The organism is Caulifigura coniformis, from assembly GCF_007745175.1.
In the GTDB taxonomy this organism is placed as follows: domain Bacteria; phylum Planctomycetota; class Planctomycetia; order Planctomycetales; family Planctomycetaceae; genus Caulifigura; species Caulifigura coniformis.
Window position 1 is genome coordinate 727,970 of record NZ_CP036271.1, and the last position, 17,152, is coordinate 745,121.

Sequence of the window (17,152 nt, forward strand, 5' to 3'; positions counted from 1 at the left end):
AGCCTCCAACGTCTCTTTTGAGTTGATGACTGCGTGTCGACACCGGGGTCGAACGGAGGGCTACCATGCGGCAGCTGGCAATTGGCGGGGTGATGTTTGTGGCAGGGGTCGTCGTCGGGACGGCCGGGAGTGATGACACGCTTGTGAGAGAGGCGCAGCATCGGGAAGCCGACGCCTACGAACGCGGTTTCGCTGATGCGACGCTGGAACTCCAGACGATTGCCGTGCAGGGCGGGCATGCCACCTGGTACCTGGAGCCGCTCACGGGCCGGCCAAGCAATTTCGCCTGGGCGCCGGTGAGCGACGAAGACCGTCGGCGACTGGACGATCTGACGAACGCGATTCTCGAAGCCAGCCGCGAACAGCGACCGGGAGCATCAGGTGAATCTATTCCGCCCCTCGCGAGTCGATAAGCTGGTTGGGCCCAGCAACGCCGTCAGTCGTCTGACTGCAACCGTCTGTCTGCGAGTTCAGGGCCTCGATCGCCTCGGCTCGGGTGGCATAGGTGGGCCAGAGGCCTGCCAGCTTGCTGACGTTCATTGAGTTCTGGATCGTGTCGGAAATTCCGCAGAAGGCGGCCTGACCGGGAATGGCGCGGCAGAATCCGACGAGCGCCGTCTGGATCACCGCTTCCAGCACGGGCCGCGCGCTGAGATCGATCAGCAGGTTCCGGAAGCCGCCGTGACGGACGAGGTCGTTGATGCGGCCGACCTCGAGGTGAATTTCCTGGTACCGGACCGAGTCGAGCTCGTTGCCCGGCGTGACGACGATTGTTCGCTGCTCGATCTCGACCTTGAGAGCACGATTGATGCGCGACGCGAACAGCGCCAGTTCGTGAAGCCCCTCCACGGAACCTCGACGAGTCGAGGACGTGGAAGCCGGATTCACCGGACGGCGCAGGATCGCGTTTCGCCTGCTCCTGCTTTGTTCAATCACCATTGCAGCGTTCCTCAAGTCATTCTTTCGGGCAGACGGCCGACGGCGCGAGCGCGGCTGTGCCAGCTTCGACCTGTTCGACTCTCACGATTCGCCAGCCCGATGCGATGGGCCAGCGAATATCGTCGCCCCGGTAGTGGCCAAGTACGGCCGCGCCTGCCGGGGACAAGACCGACAGGCGGCGGTTGGCGATGTCGGCACGTTGGGGATAGACGAGTGTGTAGGTCTCCACGCGGCCCGTCTGCACATCCCGCAGGGTGATCCGGGAGTTCATGGTGATGACCTCCTCGGGCATCTCATCCAGTTCGACGAGCCGCGCACGCGTCAGTTCCTGGTAGAGATCCCGAAGAAGTGTCGGATCCGAGAACGCGCTGGTGACCTTCGACGACACCAGCGCTCTCAGCCTGGCGTAGTCATCGATGGTGAGTGTGATCGGCCTCCGCTTCATACTCCTTCTCTCCTGATCGATGCGTTGGATCGTCGGTGATGGTCGGGTCTGATGCCGTCTAAGGGATGTGGCCGCTTGGGTCGGCAACCTGCGCTTCCTGGACCGACTCAATGCGTACCTTGACCTTTCCGGCCGGGGCGTCGAATTCCACAACGCTACCCGCCTTATGTCCGACCACAGCGCGGCCGAGCGGCGCGAAGCTTGAGATCTGGTGGATCGTGATGTCGGCGTCAGCCGGCAGAACGAGGGTGTAGACGTCGAGCTCTCCAGTCCGGAGATCGCGAAGTGAAAAACGACTTCCAACGCCGATCACCTGTTCCGTCTTCACGGGGGCTGATGCCTTCGTGCGGGGACGGGGATTTCCATTTCGGTTGTTCATGTCCAACATCGCTCCAGGGTGTTGGGATGGCATGGAGCCGTCCGGTGCGCGTGGCGATCCCGGCGGCTTGTGACTTTCCCCAAACGCAACGCAAAGCACGTGCCATCGGGGCAGTGGGCGATTCCTTCGTGATTCCACGGTGAACAAGGGGGCAACAAGCCTGGGAGACGTCGTCGGTGTCGCCTGGCGCTGACAACCCGTCGGCGCCAGGCGACAGCCACGGGGGTTTCTGAACCCGAATTTCGAGTGAGGGTGGTTTCCATCGGGACCTCCCGACTCGCCTCGGAAATGGCCCTTGAAAGCGGTGCACCACGACGCGCAGGACGGGATGTGCCTCGCCCGGCTAAAATGGATGCCGCCAGGAAAATCTCCGAAGCGCCGGTTTTCGGCGAGCCGTTTGCATTCCGGGGGGAACGCCGGATTCGAGCGGAAGGATCAGCGGAGTGTCGGGATTCCCGCGACGGCCAGCTTCTTTTCATGCACCTCCGGCCCACATCCTGAAGCACAACTCCTCCGATGAGTCGAATGCCAGCCAGCGATCCTCCTGTGTTCGACCGATTCCGGGCAGTGGCCGATTACACCTACGACTGGGAGAGTTGGCATGGTCCGGATGGCGCACTGGTGTGGGTGAATCCGGCAGTCGAGCGGGCAACGGGCTACTCCATCGCGGAATGTGAAGCGATGAAGAATTACCCCCTGCCGATCGTGGAGGCCGAGGATCGCGAGCGCCTCTTTCAAGTGCTGCAGTCGGCACGACATTGCACGACCGGCGAGAACGTGGAGTTCCGCTGTCGACACAAGGGGGGCGCGATTCGGTGGATGTCGCTGGCCTGGCAGCCCATCCGCAATGCGCGCGGCGAGTCGCTCGGATTCCGGACGAGCGTGCGGGACATCACGGAACTCCAGAAGCTTCGCGAACAATTGCAGCTCTATACGGATCACCTCGAGCAGCTTGTGCAGGAGAGGACGCTCAAGCTGCGACAGCTCGAGCAGCAGCAGCTGCAGATGGAGAAGCAGGCGGCACTCGGCCAACTGGCCGCCGGCGTGGCCCACGAGATCAACAACCCGCTCGCCGGAATCCGCAACGCGTTCGAGCTGATCAAATCGAGTCTGTCTCCTGAAGACGAACAATTTGAACTACTCGAATTGATCGATCGCGAGTTTGATCGCGTCAGTGGAATCATCCACCAGATGTACCAGCTCTATCGACGGGGGCCTCATGAAGCGGCCATCTTTGCGCTGGAACGCACCGTCGGCGACGTCGTCGCGCTCCTGGAAACCGTGGCTCGCAAGGAACAGGTTCGGCTGAGCTATGATCCGCCAGGAGAATCCATCGCCGTTCAGCTGGCCGAAGGTGAAGTGAAGCAGATTCTCTACAACGTGATCCGCAATGCCCTGCAGGCCTCGCCCGCGGGCGAAGTCGTGCGAGTCGAGGTTCGACCTGTTGGAGAGACGGTGGAAGTGGAGGTGATCGATCACGGGCCGGGAATCAGCGAGGAGATCATGTCGCGAATTTTCGAGCCGTTCTTCAGCACAAAACAGGGCGACACTCAAACTGGAATGGGTCTGGGTCTGTCCGTGTCGCGAAGCCTGATCGATGCGATGGGAGGGCGGATCGACGTGGAGTCGCATGTTGGCGCCGGAAGCCGGTTCCTGCTCACGTTCCCGCGGCGTGCCCAGGCGATGGAGGAGACCGATGGCTGAACCCGAGCCGGCCCGGATCCTGATTGCGGACGACGAGGCATTCTATTTGCGGACGACCGAAGCGCTCCTTCGCCAGCACGGTTACGACTGCGTCACGGCACCCGACGGAGAAACGGCGCTGAAAGCGCTCTCGTCGCAGCCGTTCGACCTCGTCCTCTCCGACCTCAACATGCCGGGGAACAGGAACCTCGAACTGCTGCAGGAGCAGAGGGCCAAGTGGCCCGAGATTCCTCTGATCGTCGTCACCGGCGCCCCTTCGTTGCCGACGGCGATTGAAAGCGTGCGATTGGGAATCGCCGATTACCTGCTCAAGCCGGTCCGATTTCAGGATCTGCGGAACAGCATCCAGAGGGCGCTGGCGCGCTCTCGCGCCGGTCATCTCCGGACACAGGCGGCGCTCGAGGCGATCGCTCCGGCTGGCGAGTTCCCGGAGATCATTGGTCGCAGTCCGGCGATGGGCGAAGTGTTGGGAATCCTCGGGAAGATTTCCCAGTCGGACGCCAACGTGCTGATCACCGGTGAGAGCGGCACTGGAAAAGAAGTCGTCGCCCGTGCGATTCACAATCACGGGCCCAGGGCAGCGCACGCGTTCCAGGTCGTCGACTGCACCGCCATTCCCGAGAGCCTGTTCGAGTCCGTGCTCTTCGGACACGTGAAGGGATCGTTCACAGGTGCGGTGCAGGACCAGGATGGATTGCTCAGCCGGGCCCACAGGGGGACCGTCTTCTTCGACGAGATCGGTGAGCTGCCCTTGGGACTGCAGGCGAAACTGTTGCGTCTGATTCAGGAACAGACCTTCACGCCTGTCGGCAAGTCGACTCCGGTGCAGTTCGACGTGAGGTTCCTGAGTGCGACCAATCGCGACCTGGAACTCGAAGTGAACGCGGGCCGGTTTCGTCGCGATCTCTTTTATCGCCTCGCAGTGATCCATCTCGAGCTGCCACCCCTGAAGGATCGCGAAGGGGACGTGATGCTGCTGGCCAGGCACTTCCTCGGGCAGCTCCAGCCGGCCGGGGAACGAGTCGTGAACTTTTCACCGGCGGCGGCCGAACTGATGCGGAAGTATTCCTGGCCGGGCAACATCCGGGAGCTGAGGAACGCCATCGAACGTGGACTGGCGCTCGCGAGTTCGGAACTGATCACACCTGAGGACCTGCCAAGGCCGGTTGCGGCTTCCGGCGGAGAACGGCCGGCGTGGAATGTCGACTCCGAGGGAGGAACTCCGTCGCGCGGCCAGGCGTTGCAGGAAGCGGAGATCGAGTACCTGAAGACGATCCTGCAGGGCAATCATGGAAACGTGGCCCGCGCGGCGCAGCAGGCAGGCATGTCGAGGCAGGGCCTGCACAAGCGGCTGAAAAAGGCCGGGATCGACGCCGCCGACTACCGTCGATGACGTTGCCGGGTTCGTCCGGCTCGCGGGAATGTCGTCGATGACGACCTTCAGGGATCGCTACTCGGGAAGACTCTCGTTGCGAGTTTCCGGGAGTGGAACGACGACCAGGATGCCCACGAGAAAGAGGCCCGCAAGGCCCGTCATGGCCCAGCGGAGATCGACCTCGGGACGGGCCTTGAGGAAGCCCGACAGGAGCAGGATTGGAACGGCCAGCAGGCGTCCGCCATTGAAACAGAGGCTGGCGCCTGTCGATCGCAGGTGCGTGGGGAACAGTTCAGGGAAGTAGATCGCGTAGCCGGCATGTACGCCGAGCGTCAGGAATCCGAAGACGGGCAGGAGAGCCAGGAGCTGGGGATAGCTCTGAGGGACGAAGCATGCGATAGGGACGATCGCAAACGCAAGGGCCTGAAAGACGATGAACGTCATGCGGCGACCGAATCGGGCGGCGAGAGGGCCGAAAGCCAGCAGGCCAAGTCCGCCGCCGGCTGTCTGAACGATGCCATAGGCGAACTGGGCTCGGGTCGTCGCTTCTGCGGGAGAAACGCCGTCGGCGATCAGTCGCTGGCGTGCGAGATCCTGCCCGGCGACGGTGATGGCCCAGAACGTTCCGAGCCCCACGGCAGCAAGAGCGACGCCGAAGATCGCATGGCGGCGCCAGGTCGGATGTGAGACGAGATCGGGCACGTATCCCATCGGAGGAGCGTTCTCGAGTTCCTTCCGGTGCTGCCATTGCTCGGTTTCCTTCACACTCGAGCGAATCCAGAGAATCAGCAGCGCGGGAAGGACGCCGATCAGGTACGCCAGACGCCAGCTGTTCTGGACCTGCATCGCAACGATTGCGGCCAGCCACGTTCCCAGCACGCTCGACGCGTGGAAGATTGCCGATGCATGGGCGCGGGCCTTCGTCGGAAAAACTTCCGAAACGAGGCTGGCCGCGACGGCCCATTCACCGCCGACGCCGGTGGCGACGAGAAAACGGAGGACAGCCACCTGCCACAGCTCGGTCGCAAATCCCGTGAGGCCTGAAAACAGCGAATACATCAGGATCGTGACGACCATGATCGGCCGGCGGCCGAATCGATCGGACAGGTATCCGAATCCGAGCCCCCCGACGGTTCCTCCCGCGAGAAAAACGGCGAGGAAAAAATCGCCGTAGCGTTTCACTTCGGGCGAATCGGCCGGCTGGCCGAGGATGTCGCCCAGCATGTGGTTGCGGGTGAGGTTAAAGATCTGCCCTTCGTAGACGTCGAAGATCCATCCGGCCGAGGCGATGGCAAGGACCAGCCACATCGCGCGCGTGACACCGGAGTACCAGGCGGTGGATGGGGGAGGAGCGTCAGACATCGGGGCAGACCAGTCGTTGGTGGATCGCGGCGACCTGCGGCTGTGAAGTCGCGTCACGGCACGGAGTCCGAGACACGACAGGCGGAGTCAGGACTGGAAGGACTGTGTGCGCGGGGCCATGAGCGAAGCGAGGACTTTGCGTTTGCCCTGGAACGTGCGGCGGGCATGCATGGCGATCGTATTGTCGATGAGCACGGCGTCGCCGGGCTGCCACTGCAGGTCGAACGCCAGCTCGTTCGCAATCTCGATGGCTCGGCGGACGGCGCCGGCATCGAGAATGGAGTCATCGCCGTGACGGATGGCAGCGGACGGATCGTTGCGGGTGTCCTTCCAGCCACAATAGGCGGCGATGAGCTGGTTGAAGAAGGTCTTCCGGCCGTGGGTGACGTCCATCACCGCGGGGAGAGGCGGCGTTGTCGCTTTCAGGCAGCCATCGGGAAGCCATTCCCAGGAATAGTTGAGATCGCGGAGACGTGCTTCGGCGGCCTCGGTCGTTTCGACTTCAAGAGTGCTCTTCCAGCTGCGTCCCATGCCCGAGTTGGGATCATTGGCCGCGGGCATGACGTTCGTGTAGCGAAGCCCCCTGGATTCGCAGTCGCGAATGAAATCAGGTAGCTCGGCCTTCAGGCGGTCGTAGAGAACATCGGAACGGCAGATCGGCGTAGCGCCTCCTTCGGCCGCGGCGATCTCACAGAAGAAGGCGATGCGCTCGGGAAAGATGGGCGTCTGGGCCATCTCGTGATGAAAGAAGATCTGCACGTCCGGCGGAGCTTCGTTAGCGGAGAAGACCCGCTCCGTGAAATTCACGCGGACGGCATTCGAGAGTGACTTCTTGTAGGGGAAATTGGGAACGTCGAGTGCGGCCATGAAGATGTCGAAGTCGTTGGCCGTCTTCATCGGAAAGCCGCGGAAGAGAACGGCCCCATGACGGCTCGACTCATCAAGGAGCAGGTCGCGGTTCGATTTGACCCAGGCGGCGGCCTGCTCGAGAGTCGCGTCGGGCGACTGGCAGATGTAGGCCAGCGGAAAGAGCGTGTCGCCGTAGTGCTGCTGGTCTGCAATCGGGGCGGTTGAGACGTCCAGGCGGTTGGATGCGGCGGTCAGGTTCTGTGTCACGAACGAAGCCTCCATCGGTATGCGTTACGACAGGTGGACATCTCACCCGGATCGGGGCGTGGAGTCCAGTGCGCGGCCGAGACGATTCTCCGGGCCGTCGGAAGTCCGGTGCCTCATGCACGGTTGGTTCTCTCGGATGCCGCGCGGAGTCGGCTCGTTCGCAGTGACCGGCGCACGGACGGTTTGGACGTGAACTTGCCGGGCATTTCGGTATCGTGCGGACGTCCTGTTTCGTCGCCTTCGATCGATCTCTCATGAAGCCTGTTCGCCGACTGATTTCGGAAGCCGAGATTGAGGCCTCGGTCATTCAGCTGGGGCGTCGGATCTCCGATGAATATCGGGGAAAGCCGCTGACGGTGATCGGTATTCTGACCGGCAGCATCATGCTTGTGACCGACCTGATGCGGCGGATCGATGTGCCGCACAAGCTGGGTCTCGTCGCGGCGTCGAGCTATCGCGGAGATGCGACCGTTGCAGGGGCGCTGAAGGTCGACCTCAGCGAGTTGCCGGATCTGGCGGGCCGACACGTGCTCGTGATCGACGACATTTTCGACACGGGCCGGACGATGTCGTCGATCGTGGAACGCGTGAAGGAGTTTGCTCCCCTGAGCGTGAAGTCGGTCGTGCTGTTGTGGAAGAAGTCGCGGATGGAAGTGGCGATCGGGCCGGACTATTTCGCGTTCGAGATTCCGGACGAGTTCGTGGTGGGCTACGGGCTGGACCTGGACGACGAGTACCGTCACCTGCCGTATATCGGTGTCGTGGAGAGTCCTGTGGATTTGTGACCTCGACAGGCCGTTTTCCTGATCCGCCGGTGATTCTGTTCGAGGTCGGATCTTTACGGGCGAACCGGAGCCGACTCCGGGGCCATCGCGACGGATTCGTCAAAGCCGGGACCGAAGCGTTTGACATAGCGCTCGCCGGCCGGACCTGTGGAAGCGAAGCGATTCCAGGCCCATTTTGTGTCGGTCAAGGTCCAGGGTTTACTCTTCTCCAGGCGGTCCATCAGGTCGCGGTGATACTGCTTCACGCTCTCGAGCGGGATCGATTCGGGTGTGAAGAAGACGTTGCCCGTGGCCGTCGTCAGCCAGCCGGTAGCGTCATTCCAGGCATGTTCCTCGCGTGTGACAGGCTTCATGACATCGAGTTGTTCGAACCGGTTCTGGATCGCATCCACTTCGCGGGCATAGGCCTGGCGAAGCGCGGCATACCGAAACGCGGGGACGAGAGTTCGAACCAGGAAGAATGTCCCGACGGCCAGGGTGGCGATGATGAACAGGACCAGGCGGCGTTTCCTGTTCGGTCGTGTTTGCGAAGGGATGTCCGGGGCTTCTTGCGATGCTGTCATGTCCATCGCTCCGGGTCAGATGCGTCGCGCCAGAAACTCACCTTCCAGCAGCCAGTCGCCTCCTGCGGCCGGTTGTGACTCGCCGAGCCAGTGGAACGAGTCGACCGTGATTTTCGTGAAACGCCAGCGGGTGGTGGAACCATCAGGGCGCTGACCGATCTGGACGATGTCCTGCCCGTCGCGTCGGCCGACCTGGTGTTCGAAGTGATCCCCAGACGGATTGCTCCACGAGATGCGCCAGGCTTCGATCGAGGAATCCCAGGCGCGGATCGTCGTGCCGTACATGTCGAGCTGCTTGTTCGGAGGGCCGGATCGTTCGCTGCGGCGCGGCATGATCCAGACATCCTGGATGGCCCGGCCTTCGAGCACCCAGCCAGCGTGCAGTTCTCCCCTCAGATTCTGGCGGGTGACGTCCTGGGCCCAATAACGGATGACATCGAGATGCCAGCTCCCGATGAGCCAACCGTAGAGGTCGTGTGCGTCGGGGATCTCGGAAGAGCGGCCCGGTGCGGCGAGAGCGTCGGCAAACGCCGCAACGGGTGGGGCTGGGAACATGAGCGCCGACCTCGGAGTGGGCCTCGGATCAGTTTGCTCCAGCCTAAGGATCGGCTCTCGGAAGAACTACTTCAAATTGTTGACCTCGACCACTTCCGTGGCCTTACCGGTGCTGATGGAGGGCTTGCCTGTCGGCAGCTTGCGGCCGCAATCGGTGAGGACGTTGCTGCTGATGATGAGCCGCTTCGAGGCATCAGTTGCGACGATGCCTTCCTCGGGCAGGCCGGTGAAGGTGTTGCCGGTGATCGTGCAGTCGCTGCCGCCATCAATGACGACGCCTCCGCCGGCATCGATCCCCATAGCGGTCTTCGCAGTCGCGGGGCGTTTGTCCTTGTTCTCACCGATGTAGCTGTTGGTGAACGAGTTGCCGGTGATGGCGTTGCGACCGCTCTTCTCGGAAACGCGGACGCCGAACTTGTGAGCGAGGACGAAATTGTTGGCGCTGACGGTGCAGCCCCAGGCGTCACGAAGATCGACGCCCCCTTCGAGATGGTGGGCGATGACGTTGGCGCTGAGGGCGATGCCGTAGCAATCGCGGTCGAGGATGATGGCCGTCCCGTTGCACTCTTCAATCATGTTGCCGGAGACGACGGAGCCATAGGTGTTTTCGATGACGACGCCGTGGCGCAGGTGGTCGTCGACATTGTTGCCCGTCATGCAGAGGTTGAAGCCATCAACGCAGCGAAGCGCGTCCTGATTCTCCTCGAACTGGTTGCCGTTCACGACGATGTCGTGGCAGCCATCAATGTTGAGGCCGACGGCGGCGTTGTAGGTGAGGATGCAGGCGGTGATGCGGGGATCTTCGTAGCAGTTCTTGAGATGGATGCCGTCCTGGCCGTTGTGGTCGATGGAGACTCCCTCGAGGTAGATCTCTTCGATGTTTTCGGCGTAGAGGCCGTGTCCGCTTTTCTTGCTGCCGCTGATGCGGAGGTTGGCGACCTGGACGCGCCAGAGCTTGGACTTGGCGTTGGTCTTGAGATCGGCGGGCGCGAGGATGACGGCGGGCTGGCCGGATTCATCCTTGTTGATGAGGTGCGTGGCGGGGCCGGCGCCTTCGATGCGGGTATCGGCCGATTTGATGCGGAGCGGCTCCTTGAGTTCGTAATTTCCCGGCGGAATGACGAGGAGCCCGCCGGTCGCTGGAAGCGCATCGGCCGCGGCCTGGAGGGAGGCGTGATCGGAGGCGACAACCTTGACGGCGTTGGGGACTGCGGCCGGCGTCGAGGCAGGAGTCTGGGCGGCCGCAGGGAGGGTGACGAGGAGGGCTGAGAACAGGACTGACGGGCGAAGCATGGTGGAGGCCTCTCGAGGTGGGGGGGAGAGGTGCAGGGTAGCCGGATCGAATGCGGCGTCGACGGAATGGTCCTGGGTGTTCGCAAAATCGCACATGAATTGCCGTAAGAGGGATTCGAGCGATTGGGTTTCGATCGTCAGCCGTTAATCTCGCTGCATGTCGCTTCTCAAAATCACTGGCGGAACTGTCTACGACCCCGCGAACGGGGTGGATGGGGTCGTGGCGGACGTGTGGATCCGCGACGGGCGGGTCATTGCTGCGCCGAGCGGGGCAGGGGCAAAGGCCGACCGGATGATCGATGCGGCGGGCATGGTGGTGATGCCGGGCGGTGTCGACATGCATTGCCACATCGCCGGGCCGAAGGTGAACACTGCGCGAAAGATGCGGCCGGAAGAGAAGCGGGGAAGGAACGTGATGCGGCGGACGGCATCGCGCCGCAGCGGGACTCTGGGGAGCACGCCGAGCACGTTCGCGACGGGATACCTGTACGCCGGGCTGGGATACACGACGGCGTTCGATGCGGCGGTGCCGGCCATCGGAGCGCGGCATGCCATCGAGGAGTTCGAGGATACCCCCATCATCGACAAAGGCTTCTTTGTCCTGATGGGGAACAACCACTACGTGATGAATCAGCTCAAGGCGAACGAGCCGGAGCGGCTGAAGGCGTATGTGGCGTGGCTGCTCAATGCGACGGGCGGGTTCGCTTCCAAGATCGTGAATCCGGGGGGCGTCGAAAACTGGAAGTCGGGCGGAAGGAACGTGTCGTCGATTGATGACGAGGTGCATGGGTTCGATGTGACGCCGCGGGAGATCATTCGCGAACTGGCGCGCACGGCGGATGAATTGGAACTGCCGCATTCGGTCCATATTCACGGCAACAATCTCGGGCTGCCGGGGAACTGGTCAACGACGCTCGACACGATGCGGGCGCTCGAGGGGCATCGCGGACACCTGACGCACATCCAGTTCCACAGCTATGCCGGCAACGCGGCCGAGCAGGAGACGTTCGGCTCGAAGGTTCCGGAGCTGGCGGACTACATCAATTCCCATCCGAACCTCACGGTTGATGTGGGGCAGGTGGTGTTCGGGCAGACAACGTCGATGACGGGGGATGGGCCGGTCGGGTACTACCTGCACCGGCTGTTCGGCCGAAAGTGGTTCAGCGCGGATGCGGAGTTCGAGGCGGGTTGCGGGATCGTCCCGATCGAGTACCGGAACAAGAGCCTGGTGCACACGCTGCAGTGGGCGATTGGACTGGAGTGGTACCTGCTCGTGAATGATCCCTGGCGGATCGCGATGAGCACCGACCATCCGAACGGCGGATCGTTCCTGGCATATCCGGAGATCATCGCGCTCCTGATGGATCGTGAGCGGCGCAACGAGATGTTGTCGCGGGCGCCGGCAGGGGTCCGCGAGCGATGCACGCTCGGCGACCTGACTCGCGAATACACGCTGAATGAGATCGCGATCATCACGCGGGCTGCTCCCGCGCGGATGCTGGGGCTCAGGCAGAAGGGGCATCTCGGCCCAGACGCGGATGCCGACGTGACGATCTACAACCGGAGCGACGACATCCAGGAGATGTTCTCGACCCCGCGCTACGTGCTGAAGGGAGGACGCATGGTTGTCGAGAATGGCGAACTGCGGACCGACTGGCCCTCGGACGATCCGGATGATTCCTCGCTCGGACGGCTGCTTCACGTCCGGCCGGGCTACGACCTGGCGTGCGAACGCGACATTCGACAGTGGTTTGAAGCGAACTACACGATGCGGATGGCGAACTACACGATTCGCGAAGAGGAACTGGGGCGGCATGAGGAGGTCCGGCGATGACCGGTCGTGACGGCGTCTGTGGCATTGAGTTAGGCTGGAAGCATGTCTGAAACGCTCGATTTCCCTGGGGAAGGGCGGTTGCTGGGGCTCGATTTCGGCACCGTCCGCATCGGTGTCGCGATCTCGACTCCCGAGCAGACAATTGCCAGCCCGATGGAAATCTACGCCCGGCGGAATGAACGGCTCGACACGGCGTACTTCCAGACGCTCATCAAAGAGAACCGGATTGCGGGAGCCGTCATCGGGTTGCCGATGCACGTCAATGGTGACGAAGGAGAGAGCGCCCAGCTGGCCCGGGAGTTTGGCCGATGGTTGACAGCGATCACCAATCGGCCGGTGACGTTCTGGGATGAACGCTACACGTCGGCCGTCGCGGCCGACATGCTGCGCGATGCGGGAGTGGCGCGATCCAAGCGGAAGCAGCGGCTCGATATGCTGGCGGCCCAGATCCTGCTGCAGTCGTATCTGGATGAACAGATCCGGCGGCGTGAACCGCCGTATGTTCCAGAAGCCATTGAAAGGGATGTCGACTGAAGCGGCGCGCCTGGTTTAACGGGCGATGCTGTCGCCGGAGCGGGCCTGTTGCGGGCGAACGGGGCTGAACATTCCCCGGCGTGAAATCGGAGCCTCATCGTTTCGAGGCATGTTGGTTGGCACGGCCTCCTCGCGCGAGGCCAGACTGTCTGCGCCGGGAGTCCTGGGCGGAGTGCTCCGCCCCGTCGGGATGGAGGTGTCGGGCTGCCTGCGGGCGATCGATTCGGCCGGCTGCGGAATGCGGAGCTTCATCCCGATCTGCAGGGAGTTCGGAGTGGCGAGGATGTCGCGATTGGCCTCGTAGATGGCTTCGTACTTGCGCGAGCTGCCGAGGGTCTTCGAAGCGACGGCGCTGAGCGTGTCGCCGGACTGCACGGTGTAGAAGACATCTTCGACCGGCGGTTCCGCGACGGGAATCTCGACGGGAACGAAAGGCGTTTCGGCGACGAGAACGGGTTCTTCGAGAGGAGCGGGCACGTCGCGGCGGATCGGATCCGGTGCGGATCGGAGCGCTTCCTGGGCGCGCATGGCGGCGGTCTGCAGCCGCGGAAGGTCCGCATTAAGTGACGCCCCCTCGACGATCGGTTCGGCGAGCGTCGGCTGCGCGGGCGGAGTCAATTCGTCGCCCACGAAGGTGCGGCGACGCTGGAGACGGATATCTTCATCAATCGCGGCGAGCTTGAGGCCGGCGGCGGGGTTCAGCGTGACCTCGGTCGCGGGCTGTCTCGGGAAGCAGAACGCGGCGGCAAACCCGATGACCAGGATGCCGAGCGCCAGTCCCAATTTGACGTCGCGATGCATGAGGCCAGTTGGCCGAGTCCGAAGTGAAAGCGGAAGCGCGGTCCTGCGCGGGAATCTCCGTCTCCCAATTCTGCCGCGCCGTTGCGTCGCGGCATCATGCGGTCGTCAATTGAGCGAAAATCGTCGGGTTTTCATTCGCGGCCGGTCCGACTGGCGAAACAGGTCGGGTTGTAGAGGCTGGTCGAGAGGAGCGGCCTGGCGAGGTTCTCCGGATCATGCTTTCGGTCCGTGAGGAACATCGGGATCCGGGAGGGGCGCGACCTTCGCCGCGAGTGAGAGTGTGCATGCATGTGTGGTGCGGTCTTGTCGCGATTCCTCCCCTGGGTTCTCTTGGAAGGACGGCGCTGGTGGTCCAATCGCGGTCGTGGCGCAGGGCGGCCCTGGCATGTTTGGATGTGCGACGAGCTGAGCGTGGTCGTGTTCATGGTCTCTTGATGTCATTCCTTCAATATCACCCGGGAAGTTGCGTGCGAACGGGTGGGCCAGGCCGCGCGGGAGGTTGCAACAGTCCGTGCCGGGCGTCCACAAAGGATGGGGGACGCAATCGGAAGAGACCGGGTGGCGGATCGGGCCGCGAGCGTTATCTTGGCCGGTGTTCACATTCGATCCTCAATGGCGTCCGATGGAAGTTCGAACTTACGACGGAACTGCCGAAGAGCTTTCGCGATTCGTCATTTCGGTGTGGCGCGACGCCTATGTCGGAAAGATGGCGTTTCCCTTGTGGACGCCGGAGTACCTTGCCTGGCAACTCGATCTGGCCGCCCCCGAGGCCCGGGAGCATCTGCTCGGCGCGTGGTGTGAAGGCGAGCTGGCGGGCGTGCTGCTGGGCTGGAGCTTTCCGTATCGACAGGGTGAGCAGCGTCATCCGGCGATCCTCAGCAGCTGGCTCAGCGTTCGTCCGGAGTTTCGCGGCCGGGGTGTCGTGAAGGCGCTGAAGATCGAGCAGGATTCCCGGATGCGGGCGCGAGGGGACGGGCTGATCTTCGCCTACCGTTATTTCGGGTCGGAGCATTCGCTCTCGAAGGGGCCGACCCGGGAACAACTGGACAGCGGAGGATGGGAAAGCCGGCGCAGCGGCTTCTGGGTCAGGATTCTCTCGACGGTGCGCGCGTCGCGCTGGTATCTGAATCGTTGGCAGCGACGGCTGACAATCGTCGGCGCGCCGTTCACGAGGTCTCCGCGCGCGGCTCGCGATCGCGATGGAATCCGCCCGTGGGAGCCGCGCGATGTGGGGGCGTCGGTGAGCGTGCTGGAAGCCCGGCGGCGTCTGGCGAGCTCCATCGCCTGGGACGAGAAAAGCCTGTCAAAGCACTGTTCGGGTTTTGGTCGATGCCTGGTGGCCGAGGTCGACGGCGTTGTCCGCGGACTCGTGACGTGGCATGTGCTGCAGTTCGTGGGCGCGACCGAGGAGCCGGTGGCGATCTTTGACATCATCGCCACTGAGGGCCTGCCGGATGCGACGCAGCGCGCCCTTCTGGACGCCGCCCTGCACGAGATCAAATCACAGGGCGCCGTTCTGGCGTTGAAACTGCGGACGGGGGATGTCCGGGCGCTGGCGATGATCCGGACCGGTTTCATTCCCTGGTTTTCGGATTCCTTCGAAACGGTGCACAGCGTGTCGGGAACGCTGTCGCCGATGCTCGACCACCCGCATCATGTCCTGTGGCGCTGAGCCCCTCGCGGTTCCCCGACTTCCGAGACATCCGCAACCTGAGAACCTGTGACCGTGACTCATTCGTCCTTCGCCCGGCGTGTCAACGATCTGTTCGCCCGCAAGGCGATCTGTTCCATCTTCGGCCTGCGGTGGCCCAGATTCCGTTCGCAGCTCGAGAACGCGAAGACTCAGCAGGAGGAGTGGCTGCTGAACCGGATCCGGCTGTGCCGCGATACGAAGTTTGGCCGCGACCACGGTTTTGCGGAGATCCAGTCGCTGGCCGATTTTCGGCGGCGGGTTCCAGTTGGCCGTTACGACGATTTCGCGCCGTACATCCAGGCGGTGGCGGCCGGGGAAACCTCGGCGCTGATTCCGTCGGCGGAGCGGCTGGTGCAATTCACGATTACGACGGGGAGCGGCGGGGCTCCGAAGCTGAATCCCGTGAGCAATACGTGGATGAAGCAGTATCGGCAGGCGTGGGACCTGTGGGGGCTGAAGTTGTTTGCGGATCACCGGGCGAACCTCGGGACGCAGATGCTGCAGCTGGCGGGGAAGTGGGACATGGGCAAGACGCCGGCAGGCCACCAGATCAGCATGGTGAGCGCGCTGTTGGCGCGGGCGCAGAACCCGATGATGAAGCCGTACTACGCGACTCCCAGTCCGGTGAACGACATCCCGGATCCGGTCGCGCGGTACTACACGGCGCTGCGGCTTTCGATCAGCCAGCGCGTCGGCTGGATCGTGTTGATGAATCCTGGAACGCTGATCCGCATGGCGGAGATCGGGGACGAGTTCAAAGAACTGTTGCTGAAGGATCTGCGTGACGGAACGCTGTCCGATCGATTCGATGTGCCGTCGGACGTCCGCGCGTCGCTGTCCAGCCGAATCGGACGCCAGTGCGCCGGGAGGGCGGCAGAGCTGGAAGAGATTATCCGGCGGACCGGGACCCTCTATCCGAAGGACTACTGGCCCCCGCTGGTCATCGCGTGCTGGCTGGGGGGAACGGCCGGTTTCCAGAAGACGGCGCTGCCGAGATATTTCGGCGACGCGCCGCTTCGGGACATGGGCCTCGTTTCGAGCGAAGGGCGGCACACGATTCCGATTGAAGACAACAAGCCCGAGGGGGTTCCCTCGATCGTCAGCGGGTACTACGAGTTTCTGCCGGTCGAGGAGATCGATTCACAGCAGCCGGTCGTGCTGGGGGGGCACGAACTGGAAGTCGATCGCGACTACTATCTGCTGATGACGACGGCCGGCGGTTTCTACCGGTTCAACATCGGCGACATCGTGCGGTGCCGGGGATTCGTCGGGCAGGCTCCTCTGCTTGATTTCCTTCAGAAGGGGGATCGCGTCGGCGACCTGGAGGGGGAGAAGCTGACGGAGCGACAGGTTCTGGAGAGCGCGCATGCGGCCGCGAAGCAGGTTGGCGTGGAGCTGACGGAGATCACGGCGGCGCCGTTTCGAGATGAATCCGGGAGGCCGCGGTACCTGATCCTCGCCGAGCAGGGGGATTTCTGCGACGATACGCGAGCGCGAGAGTTCGTTGATGAACTCGATCGCCGGATGATGGGGATCAATTTTCTCGTCAACTACCGGCGACGGGAAGGGGTGCTGGACGCACCGCGGTTGCTTCTGATCGAAACGGGTTCCTGGAGTCGGTATATGCACCAGGAAAGTGAGCGTCGCGGCACGGGAGACTACCAGTTCAAGCATCCCGGGCTGGTCCACAACAGCGACTGGACCCGGCAGTTCAAAGTCGTGTCACAACAGGACTCACAAGTCCTTTCACGGTAACCAGAAATCACGGCAATCG

At 63.0% G+C, this 17,152-nt stretch carries 17 protein-coding genes; 8 read left to right on the forward strand and 9 right to left on the reverse strand.

Annotated elements, in window-relative coordinates; genetic code table 11:
* Positions 1-65 precede the first annotated feature (65 nt).
* Entirely contained in the window at positions 66-413 is a 348-nt protein-coding gene (locus tag Pan44_RS02915) for a hypothetical protein (RefSeq protein WP_145027072.1), read from the forward strand.
* Here the strand turns inward: Pan44_RS02915 and Pan44_RS02920 are convergent.
* The 3 genes from Pan44_RS02920 to Pan44_RS02930 all read right to left on the reverse strand — a co-directional run bounded on the left by Pan44_RS02920 (position 388) and on the right by Pan44_RS02930 (position 1,763).
* Entirely contained in the window at positions 388-849 is a 462-nt protein-coding gene (locus Pan44_RS02920; protein WP_145027074.1) for an STAS domain-containing protein, read from the reverse strand. The two genes, Pan44_RS02915 and Pan44_RS02920, sit on opposite strands and share 26 nt — an antisense overlap.
* Positions 850-955: 106 nt before the next feature.
* The gene (locus Pan44_RS02925; protein ID WP_145027076.1) at positions 956-1,384 is read right to left on the reverse strand and encodes a GreA/GreB family elongation factor; all 429 of its coding nucleotides are present in this window, start codon (positions 1,382-1,384) and stop codon (positions 956-958) included.
* Between the two features lie 58 nt (positions 1,385-1,442).
* Positions 1,443-1,763 (reverse strand): GreA/GreB family elongation factor, encoded by a 321-nt coding sequence (locus Pan44_RS02930; protein WP_197453789.1) that lies wholly within the window; start codon positions 1,761-1,763, stop codon positions 1,443-1,445.
* Positions 1,764-2,279: 516 nt separating this feature from the next.
* On the opposite strand from Pan44_RS02930, the gene Pan44_RS02935 reads away from it, so the two are divergent.
* Together Pan44_RS02935 and Pan44_RS02940 are read left to right on the forward strand one after the other, a co-directional pair.
* Entirely contained in the window at positions 2,280-3,467 is a 1,188-nt protein-coding gene (locus tag Pan44_RS02935) for a two-component system sensor histidine kinase NtrB (RefSeq protein WP_145027081.1), read from the forward strand.
* Positions 3,460-4,860 (forward strand): sigma-54-dependent transcriptional regulator, encoded by a 1,401-nt coding sequence (locus tag Pan44_RS02940; protein WP_145027083.1) that lies wholly within the window; start codon positions 3,460-3,462, stop codon positions 4,858-4,860. The genes Pan44_RS02935 and Pan44_RS02940 overlap by 8 nt, the downstream gene beginning before the upstream one ends.
* A gap of 57 nt (positions 4,861-4,917) precedes the next feature.
* Here the strand turns inward: Pan44_RS02940 and Pan44_RS02945 are convergent, their stop codons facing one another.
* Together Pan44_RS02945 and Pan44_RS02950 are read right to left on the reverse strand one after the other, a co-directional pair.
* The gene (locus Pan44_RS02945; RefSeq protein WP_145027085.1) at positions 4,918-6,204 is read right to left on the reverse strand and encodes an MFS transporter; all 1,287 of its coding nucleotides are present in this window, start codon (positions 6,202-6,204) and stop codon (positions 4,918-4,920) included.
* Between the two features lie 87 nt (positions 6,205-6,291).
* Positions 6,292-7,320, reverse strand: a complete 1,029-nt coding sequence (locus tag Pan44_RS02950; RefSeq protein ID WP_231754205.1) for a TauD/TfdA family dioxygenase — start codon at positions 7,318-7,320, stop codon at positions 6,292-6,294.
* A gap of 254 nt (positions 7,321-7,574) precedes the next feature.
* Between Pan44_RS02950 and hpt the strand changes: the two genes are divergently transcribed.
* Complete coding sequence (gene hpt, locus Pan44_RS02955) at positions 7,575-8,105, forward strand: hypoxanthine phosphoribosyltransferase (RefSeq protein WP_145027089.1); 531 nt, start codon at positions 7,575-7,577, stop codon at positions 8,103-8,105.
* Between the two features lie 53 nt (positions 8,106-8,158).
* Here the strand turns inward: hpt and Pan44_RS02960 are convergent, their stop codons facing one another.
* From Pan44_RS02960 to Pan44_RS02970, 3 genes are all read right to left on the reverse strand, one after another.
* On the reverse strand, positions 8,159-8,668 hold the full coding sequence (locus tag Pan44_RS02960; protein ID WP_145027091.1) for a hypothetical protein: 510 nt from the start codon (positions 8,666-8,668) through the stop codon (positions 8,159-8,161).
* A gap of 15 nt (positions 8,669-8,683) precedes the next feature.
* Positions 8,684-9,223, reverse strand: a complete 540-nt coding sequence (locus Pan44_RS02965) for a hypothetical protein (RefSeq protein ID WP_145027093.1) — start codon at positions 9,221-9,223, stop codon at positions 8,684-8,686.
* A 66-nt stretch (positions 9,224-9,289) separates the two neighbouring features.
* Complete coding sequence (locus Pan44_RS02970) at positions 9,290-10,516, reverse strand: right-handed parallel beta-helix repeat-containing protein (protein WP_197453790.1); 1,227 nt, start codon at positions 10,514-10,516, stop codon at positions 9,290-9,292.
* Between the two features lie 157 nt (positions 10,517-10,673).
* Between Pan44_RS02970 and Pan44_RS02975 the strand changes: the two genes are divergently transcribed.
* Together Pan44_RS02975 and ruvX are read left to right on the forward strand one after the other, a co-directional pair.
* Positions 10,674-12,350 (forward strand): formylmethanofuran dehydrogenase subunit A, encoded by a 1,677-nt coding sequence (locus Pan44_RS02975; RefSeq protein ID WP_145027097.1) that lies wholly within the window; start codon positions 10,674-10,676, stop codon positions 12,348-12,350.
* A 42-nt stretch (positions 12,351-12,392) separates the two neighbouring features.
* Positions 12,393-12,884 (forward strand): Holliday junction resolvase RuvX, encoded by a 492-nt coding sequence (ruvX, locus tag Pan44_RS02980; RefSeq protein ID WP_145027099.1) that lies wholly within the window; start codon positions 12,393-12,395, stop codon positions 12,882-12,884.
* A 15-nt stretch (positions 12,885-12,899) separates the two neighbouring features.
* On the opposite strand, the gene Pan44_RS02985 is transcribed toward ruvX, so the two are convergent.
* Positions 12,900-13,685 carry a LysM peptidoglycan-binding domain-containing protein gene (locus tag Pan44_RS02985; protein ID WP_145027101.1) on the reverse strand — a complete coding sequence of 262 codons (786 nt, stop codon included), beginning with the start codon at positions 13,683-13,685 and terminating at the stop codon, positions 12,900-12,902.
* A 511-nt stretch (positions 13,686-14,196) separates the two neighbouring features.
* On the opposite strand from Pan44_RS02985, the gene Pan44_RS02990 reads away from it, so the two are divergent.
* Entirely contained in the window at positions 14,197-15,357 is a 1,161-nt protein-coding gene (locus tag Pan44_RS02990; protein WP_145027103.1) for a GNAT family N-acetyltransferase, read from the forward strand.
* 54 nt (positions 15,358-15,411) lie between these two features.
* Entirely contained in the window at positions 15,412-17,133 is a 1,722-nt protein-coding gene (locus Pan44_RS02995) for a GH3 auxin-responsive promoter family protein (protein WP_231754206.1), read from the forward strand.
* Positions 17,134-17,152 lie beyond the last annotated feature (19 nt).

Bases quoted from the DNA above. Each gene is read 5' to 3' on its own strand.
- Pan44_RS02915 (WP_145027072.1), top strand. From the start codon at position 66: ATGCGGCAGCTGGCAATTGGCGGGGTGATGTTTGTGGCAGGGGTCGTC.
- Pan44_RS02925 (WP_145027076.1), bottom strand. From the start codon at position 1,384: ATGAAGCGGAGGCCGATCACACTCACCATCGATGACTACGCCAGGCTG.
- Pan44_RS02930 (WP_197453789.1), bottom strand. From the start codon at position 1,763: ATGAACAACCGAAATGGAAATCCCCGTCCCCGCACGAAGGCATCAGCC.
- Pan44_RS02935 (WP_145027081.1), top strand. From the start codon at position 2,280: ATGAGTCGAATGCCAGCCAGCGATCCTCCTGTGTTCGACCGATTCCGG.
- Pan44_RS02940 (WP_145027083.1), top strand. From the start codon at position 3,460: ATGGCTGAACCCGAGCCGGCCCGGATCCTGATTGCGGACGACGAGGCA.
- Pan44_RS02945 (WP_145027085.1), bottom strand. From the start codon at position 6,204: ATGTCTGACGCTCCTCCCCCATCCACCGCCTGGTACTCCGGTGTCACG.
- hpt (WP_145027089.1), top strand. From the start codon at position 7,575: ATGAAGCCTGTTCGCCGACTGATTTCGGAAGCCGAGATTGAGGCCTCG.
- Pan44_RS02960 (WP_145027091.1), bottom strand. From the start codon at position 8,668: ATGACAGCATCGCAAGAAGCCCCGGACATCCCTTCGCAAACACGACCG.
- Pan44_RS02965 (WP_145027093.1), bottom strand. From the start codon at position 9,223: ATGTTCCCAGCCCCACCCGTTGCGGCGTTTGCCGACGCTCTCGCCGCA.
- Pan44_RS02970 (WP_197453790.1), bottom strand. From the start codon at position 10,516: ATGCTTCGCCCGTCAGTCCTGTTCTCAGCCCTCCTCGTCACCCTCCCT.
- Pan44_RS02975 (WP_145027097.1), top strand. From the start codon at position 10,674: ATGTCGCTTCTCAAAATCACTGGCGGAACTGTCTACGACCCCGCGAAC.
- ruvX (WP_145027099.1), top strand. From the start codon at position 12,393: ATGTCTGAAACGCTCGATTTCCCTGGGGAAGGGCGGTTGCTGGGGCTC.
- Pan44_RS02985 (WP_145027101.1), bottom strand. From the start codon at position 13,685: ATGCATCGCGACGTCAAATTGGGACTGGCGCTCGGCATCCTGGTCATC.